Source organism: Bradyrhizobium sp., assembly GCF_049512235.1.
In the GTDB taxonomy this organism is placed as follows: domain Bacteria; phylum Pseudomonadota; class Alphaproteobacteria; order Rhizobiales; family Xanthobacteraceae; genus Bradyrhizobium.
In genome coordinates this window covers 1-7230 of the sequence record NZ_JBEKXH010000328.1, presented here as the reverse complement: position 1 = coordinate 7230, position 7230 = coordinate 1, and the positions used below count along the sequence as shown (strand labels likewise).

Genomic DNA, 7230 nt, shown 5'->3' with positions numbered 1-7230 from the left:
GTTCGCTGATCGCCGAAGCCGGCATTGGCGCTGACGAGATAGCGGGTATCGGCGTCGCCGGAATGTTGCCCGCTTTGGTCTTGCTTGACGATCGGGACCGTCTATTGCGCCGAAGCATTCAGCAGAGCGACGGACGCTGCGCGATCGAGGTTGAGGAACTCCGCGCGGAGATCGATCAGGAGGCCTTCGTCCGCGTCGCCGGCAACGGCGTCAATCAGCAGCTGATTGCCTGCAAATTGCGTTGGATCGAGAAACATGAGCCCGGCATCTTCAAGCGCATCGCAACGGTGTTCGGCTCTTATGACTACATCAACTTTCGACTTACCGGCGAACGGCGGATCGAGCAGAACTGGGCGCTGGAGGCGGGCATCGTCGATCTTGCCGACCACGGGGTTTCCGACGCGCTTACGGCGCACGCGCATTTGCCGCCGCGGGCTTTTCCCGGCAAGGCAAAGTCCCACGATATCATCGGCCGTGTCAGCGCGGTCGCGGCGGTCCAGACGGGGTTGCCGGCCGGAGCGCCGGTCGTCGCCGGCGCCGCTGATTTTATCGCATCGGCGCTGGTGTCGGGTCTTGTCAGACCGGGCGACGCGTTGCTGAAGTTCGGCGGCTCAATCGACATTCTCGCGATCAGTGAACGGCCCAAGCCCGATTCCCGGATGTTTCTGGACTATCACCTGGTGCCCGGCCTCTATGTTCCCAACGGCTGCATGTCGACAGGCGGTTCGGCGCTGAATTGGTTCGCTGCAAATTTTGCCCGCGGGGAAGCGGCCGCGGCTCGCGCCGCCGGCCTCACGATACATCAGTATCTCGACCGGCTGGCCGGCTCGGTGTCGCCCGGGGCGGACGGGGTTGCGGTTGTGCCGTACTTTCTGGGTGAGAAGACACCGATCCACCACCCGTTGGCGCGAGGCGCGATCACCGGCCTCAGCCTCAATCATGAACTGAGCCATTTGTGGCGAGCATTGCTCGAATCCTACGCTTACGCGATCGCGCATCATGTCGAGGTCTTTGCCGACATGGGCGTCGCTCTTTCGCACTTCCGCGCTTCGGACGGCGGCGCCAGCAGCCGGCTTTGGATGCAGATTGTCGCCGATGTCTTGCAGCAGCCGATCCAGCTGCCGGTTGGACATCCCGGGTCCTGTCTCGGCGCCGCCTGGACGGCGGCGATCGGAATTGACGCGACCGGCGATTGGGGCGGGGTCGACCGATTTGTCGGTCGGGGCGACTTGATCAGACCGAACCTGAACCATGCCTCGCTTTATCTGGACGGCTACAGCGCGTTTCGCGAGACCTATCGTCGACTGAACGACGGCGAAAGATCGGGGACGGCGTGATGATCCCTGCGATCGCTTGGGATATCGATGCAACGCTGATCGACAGCGAGCCGCTGCGTCACGTGGCCGTGGTCGAACTTCCTCGATCGCTGATCGCAAACCCCGGAATTTCGAGATCACGAGGATAGCTAACGATGGTCTACAGAATCGATCCCGAAAACGACCGGCAATTCATCGAAGAATTCAGGTTAAATCCCATTGCAGCGCACAGCCCAGGCCTCATGCGCGTGCTCGCGGTGATGAGAGTTGACCCCACCGGCAATCAGACCATCCTGGTCTGCCGGAAGCCCTTCGCCGAATGGGTGCTCGCGAACATGCCGGCACGACGCGCCGATCCGATCGTCATGGAGACCGGGCAGGTATTCACCAGCCGCGAAGAGGCCGAATGGGCGGTGTTTTGCCGCCGCTGGCGCCTTTTGACCGGAGAGAGCATCAATCGTCCGTTTCGCGACTGAAGCGGACCGCCAGTTGTTTCGAGAGGCACGGACATGCTTAGGATTACCGGCTATCCCGACCGATATTCGGTGGCACCCGGGGAGAAAATCGACTTCAAGATTTCCCTTGAGGAGGGAGACTCTTTTGACGCGCGCATTGTTCGCGTCGTGCACGGCGATTGCAATCCGGACGGTCCGGGCCTGAAATTCCGCCACATCCCCACCGCGCTTGACGGCAGACACCCCGGACGACCGCAACGGGTCGACGCCGGATCCTATATGGTCGTTGAGGCGGCGCCGCCTCTTCTGGGCGGTCCCTTTACATTCCTGGCGAAAATCTGGCCGACGCTTCCGATGGGAGGCGAGCGGACCATTCTCGCTCAGTGGGATGCGATCGAGCAGCGGGGCTTCAGGATTGGCATTGCTCCCGATGGCAGCCTTGCGCTCGTGGTCGGCTGTGAACCGGGTGCGTCACGGACCCTGACCTCCGGCAAAGCCATGCAGCCAAGGCAATGGTATGCCATCGCGGTGTCTTTTGATCCGGCGAGCGGGGGTGCTGCGCTCAGCCAGCAGCCGTTGCAGAGATATGCTCATGTCGATGACGGCGCGAACGCGGATTTTCGGGTCGCGTTGGCGCCGCCGGCGCTGGCGACACCGATTTTTTTGGCGGGATGTCCGGAGCCCGGTGGCCGGGTCGGCTTGCATTTCGACGGCAAGATCGAGGCGCCCATGGTGCTCGCCGGGGTTCACCCCGCTTCATCGCACGATCAATTCAACCAAAACCCGCTGCCTCTGGAACTGGCAAACGCGGTTATCGCCCGCTGGGACTTTTCACGGGAGATGGAAAGCGAGCGTTGTGTCGATGTCGGACCATTCGGGCATCACGGACGCCTGGTGCATCTGCCGGCTCGCGCGATGAAGGGCTCGAGATGGACCGGCGATGAACACGACTGGCGACGCAAGCCGGAGCATTACAATGCGATCCACTTCCATCACGACGACGTCTATGACGCGGGTTGGGAGACGAGCGTCAGCGTCAGGCTGCCCGAGGATATCAGGAGCGGACCCTATGCGCTGCACATCAGTTGCGGAACGAGCGACGAAAGCGCCACGCGCGAGGATTACCTCGCGTTCTTCGTTCGTCCGCCGCGCCATCGGCGCGATCGCAGCGGAAGACCGAAAGTTGCTTTCCTTGCACCGACCGCTTCCTACATCGCCTATGCCAATCATGGCGAACACATCACCGCGCGGGGCGCGGAATTGCAGATGAACCGCTTGTTGCCGTTCGGGCATTCCGATCTGTATCTGTACGATCATCCCGAACTCGGCGGTTCCTTGTACGACTCTCACGCCGACGGATCGGGGGTCTGTTATTCCAGCCGTTTGCGTCCGGTGCTGAACTTTTCGGCCCGCTATCACTCCTGGCTCGGCGGCCATGGGTCGGCGCTCTACCAATACAACGCCGACACTCACCTGTTCGACTGGCTCGATCACAAAGCCGTCGACTACGATGTGATCACGGATGAGGATCTGCACGAGGAGGGCTTCGGCCTGATCCAGGACTACCGCGTCATATTGACGGGGACCCATCCCGAATATCATTCGACCGCGATGTGGGACGCGATGAAGTCCTGGGTAGATCGCGGCGGTCGGCTGATGTATCTGGGCGGCAATGGCTGGTACTGGCGCGTTGCGTTTCACAGGACGTTGCCTGGCGTGGTCGAAGTTCGACGCGCGGAAGACGGCATTCGCACCTGGGCAGCGGAGCCCGGAGAATATTTTCAGTCGTTCAACGGGGAATTAGGCGGGCTTTGGCGGCGCATCGGGCGCGCGCCCAACGTGATCTGTGGCGTAGGATTCATCGCGCAGGGCTTCGATGTCAGCGGCTATTATCGACGCGCGCCCGATGCCGACAATCCGCGCGCCGCGTTCATTTTTGAGGGCGTCAGCGATGAAATCATCGGCAATTTCGGGCTGATCGGCGGAGGAGCGGCCGGGATCGAGATGGATTGCATTACGACCCAGCTTGGCTCTCCGCCCAACATGCTGCGACTTGCCTCGTCCGAGGGCCATTCGCCGATGATGATGCTCGTCAATGAGGAGTTCGGCGTGGTTCCGCCCAACCTGGGCGCGGACGTCAATCCGCGCGTCAAGGCGGATCTTGCGTTCGGCGAAACGCCCTCGCGCGGCGCATTGTTCTGCACATCGTCGATTGCATGGTGCGGCTCCCTGTCTCACAACAACTACGATAATAATGTGTCGCGAATTACCTGGAATGTCCTGAATAGATTTCTGCAGCAGGCTCCGTTCGAAACCTAGTCGATTGCGAAAGCCCGGGCGCATCGCGCCGCGCGGCGCGAGGCCATCTTTGGACGTTGGTGGTGCTCAAAACAGGCTCGTCATGGCCGCGATCTGGATCGCAGAGACAGAGACCTTCTCCAGGCCGCGATCAGCGCGCGGCCATAGTGCCTTCTGCCTCAGCCGTCAGCGCCAACACCGACACCGCAACGATGCGCTCGATGATCCCCTCGACATCATCGAGGTCGCACCTGCCCTCCGACAGTTTCGTCAGCCGCTCGCTGTCGCGGATGGTCTGGTGCGCCATGGCGAGCGCGAAATGCAGGCCCCAATAGAGATCGGCCTCGCCGCGATCGGGCAGCGCGCGCCGCATCGCGGCGGCGAACTTTTTCAAGTGATCGATTTCGCGGTTCTTGATGCGGCGGATCGGGGCGACCGTCTCGATCGAGGCCCGGATCATGAAACGCGCCGCGGTCGAACGCTCGCGTTCGGGGCCAAGGCAGCCGCGCAGCGGCGGCCCGACCAGCGCGCGCAGGATGGCGCCGATCCCGGCGCGGCCGCCGCCTTCCTGTTCGGCCCGCTTCAATGCGTTGAGCCGCTCGCGGTTGGTGGCAAGGCTGCGGGTGACGAACAGTTCGGCGATCAACTCGTCCTTGGAGCCGAAATGATAATTCACCGCCGCGAGGTTGACGCCCGCCGCGGCGACGATGTCGCGCAGCGTGACGTCGCCAAAACCGCTGTTGGCATAAAGCCGCTCGGCGGCATCGAGGATGGCGCTGCGGGTCAGGTCCGACGGCATGTCATGGCGCCCTGCGGCGAGAGCATTGCATTTCAAACAGTTGTATGAAACAATCGTTTGAGAGCGGGAAAATGTCAATGCGCTGTTCGGGCGAGGTCATCCGGCCAGCCTTCCGCCGCCGCCGCTGGCATCCGCGGCAAGATTGGTCTTGCGGCGAAGCGGCAGCGGGGAGACAGTGCCGGCAAAGGTTGCAAAACAGGGAACCAAGAGGAACGCCCCATGGACTTCAACATGTCTGATCGTCAGCGCGAATGGCTCAACCGGGTGCAGTCGTTCATGAACAAGCATGTCCGGCCCGCCGTGCCGGTCTACCGCCAGCAGGACGAGGCCGGCGAGCGTTGGAAGGTGCTGCCGATCGTCGAGGAACTGAAGGAAAAGGCGCGGGCCGAAGGGCTGTGGAACATGTTCATGCCGCCGTCGTCGCATGAAGACGACGAATTCCGCGGCGCGGGATTGAGCAATCTGGAATATGCGCCACTGGCCGAGGAGATGGGCCATATCGGCTGGGCGTCGGAGGTGTTCAACTGTTCCGCACCCGATACCGGCAACATGGAAGTGCTGATGCGCTATGGCAGCAAGGAGCACAAGCGGAAGTGGCTGCGGCCCTTGATGGACGGCAAGATCCGCTCCGCCTTCCTGATGACCGAGCCCGCGGTGGCCTCTTCGGACGCCACCAACATCGAGACCAGCATTGTGCGCGACGGCGATCATTACGTCATCAACGGCCGCAAATGGTGGTCGTCGGGCGTCGGCGATCCCCGCTGCAAAATCGCGATCGTGATGGGCAAGACCGATCCGAGCCTGCCGCGCCACCAGCAGCAGTCGCAGATCCTGGTGCCGCTCGACACGCCCGGCATCACCGTGGAAAAAATGCTGCCGGTATTCGGTTTCGACGACGCGCCGCACGGCCACGCCCAGGTGCTGATGGAGAATGTCCGCGTTCCCTCAAGCAATATGCTGCTCGGCGAGGGCAAGGGCTTTGAGATCGCGCAGGGAAGGCTCGGTCCCGGCCGCATCCATCATTGCATGCGCACCATCGGCAAGGCCGAGGAAGCGCTGGAGAAGATGGTCAAACGGCTGTCGTCGCGCACCGCCTTCGGCAAGAAGATCATCGAGTATTCGATCTGGGAGCAGCGCATCGCCGAAGCCCGCACCGACATCGAGATGAACCGTCTGCTGTGCCTGAAGGCCGCCGACATGATGGACAAGGTCGGCAACAAGAGCGCGCAGCTCGAAATCGCCATGATCAAGGTGGCGGCACCCAACATGGCGCTGAAGATCATCGACAACGCCATTCAGGCCTATGGCGCCGCCGGCGTCTCCGACGATGCCGGCCTCGCCCGTGACTATGCCTCGATGCGCACGATGCGGCTCGCCGACGGCCCGGACGAGGTCCATAACCGCGCCATTGCCAGACTTGAACTTCGGAAGTATGCAAACGCTCCCACTACGCACTAAAGGGAGCTTGCCTCTGGCGCTCCCTTCAAGAAATTCAAGGGAGCGTCACCGTGGCCGAGGGCGTCAGGAAAGACGAGGAATATTCGGGCACCAGGCCCGTCGAGGAGCGGCATCGGATCGACGAGGTCAGGCTCGACGGCTGGATGCGCGAACACGTCGAGGACTACCAGGGACCTCTCGGCGTCCTGCAATTCAAGGGCGGTCAGTCGAACCCGACCTACCGGCTCGATACGCCCTCTCGATCCTATGTGATGCGGCGAAAACCGTTCGGCAAATTGCTGCCGTCGGCGCATGCGGTCGACCGCGAATTCCGCGTTATCGCCGCGCTCGGCAAACAGGGTTTTCCGGTCGCAAAAGCCTATGCGCTGTGCACCGACGATGCGGTGATCGGGGCGGCCTTCTACATCATGTCGATGGAAGAGGGCCGGGTGTTCTGGGATCCGACGCTGCCGAGCCAGACGCCGCAGGCGCGGCACGCCATTTTTACCAGCAAGATCGAGACGCTGGCGCGGCTGCATCAATATGATCCGGTAGCGATCGGGCTCGGCGAATTCGGCAAGCCGGGCAATTATTTCGCGCGCCAGGTCGATCGCTGGACCAAGCAGTACCGCGCCTCCGAAGCCGAACACATTCCGGAAATGGAAAGACTGATCGAGTGGCTGCCGCGCACCGTGCCGGAGCAGAAGCGGGTTTCGATCGTGCACGGCGACTACCGCCTCGACAACATGATCTTCCATGCCACCGAGCCGCGGGTGGTCGCGGTGCTGGACTGGGAATTGTCGACGCTCGGCGATCCCATGGCCGATTTCACTTATCTGTTGATGCAATGGACCATGCCGGGTCTCGCCAATGCCGACCTTGGGGCGTTGAACATTCCGACGCTGGAACAAGCCGCGAAGATCTA

6 protein-coding genes are annotated in these 7230 nt (G+C 62.2%); 5 read left to right on the top strand and 1 reads right to left on the bottom strand.

The genetic code is table 11. The annotated features are described in order from the left end of the window. The 3 genes from ABSG20_RS25050 to ABSG20_RS25040 all read left to right on the top strand — a co-directional run. A partial coding sequence (locus tag ABSG20_RS25050) for an FGGY-family carbohydrate kinase (RefSeq protein ID WP_423867182.1) occupies positions 1-1337 on the top strand: 1337 nt, incomplete at its 5' end. Positions 1338-1471: 134 nt separating this feature from the next. Further along, entirely contained in the window at positions 1472-1792 is a 321-nt protein-coding gene (locus ABSG20_RS25045; RefSeq protein WP_423867181.1) for a N,N-dimethylformamidase alpha subunit family protein, read from the top strand. Between the two features lie 33 nt (positions 1793-1825). Further along, positions 1826-4090 (top strand): N,N-dimethylformamidase beta subunit family domain-containing protein, encoded by a 2265-nt coding sequence (locus ABSG20_RS25040; RefSeq protein ID WP_423867180.1) that lies wholly within the window; start codon positions 1826-1828, stop codon positions 4088-4090. A gap of 130 nt (positions 4091-4220) precedes the next feature. Here ABSG20_RS25040 and ABSG20_RS25035 read toward each other — a convergent pair whose 3' ends face one another. Next, complete coding sequence (locus ABSG20_RS25035; RefSeq protein WP_423867179.1) at positions 4221-4868, bottom strand: TetR/AcrR family transcriptional regulator; 648 nt, start codon at positions 4866-4868, stop codon at positions 4221-4223. A gap of 219 nt (positions 4869-5087) precedes the next feature. Here ABSG20_RS25035 and ABSG20_RS25030 point away from each other — a divergent pair, with 219 nt between their 5' ends. Next, positions 5088-6326: an acyl-CoA dehydrogenase family protein gene (locus tag ABSG20_RS25030; protein ID WP_423867178.1), complete on the top strand. Its 1239-nt coding sequence runs from the start codon at positions 5088-5090 to the stop codon at positions 6324-6326. A 50-nt stretch (positions 6327-6376) separates the two neighbouring features. Next, positions 6377-7230: phosphotransferase family protein (locus ABSG20_RS25025; RefSeq protein ID WP_423867177.1), on the top strand; the 854-nt coding region annotated here is incomplete at its 3' end.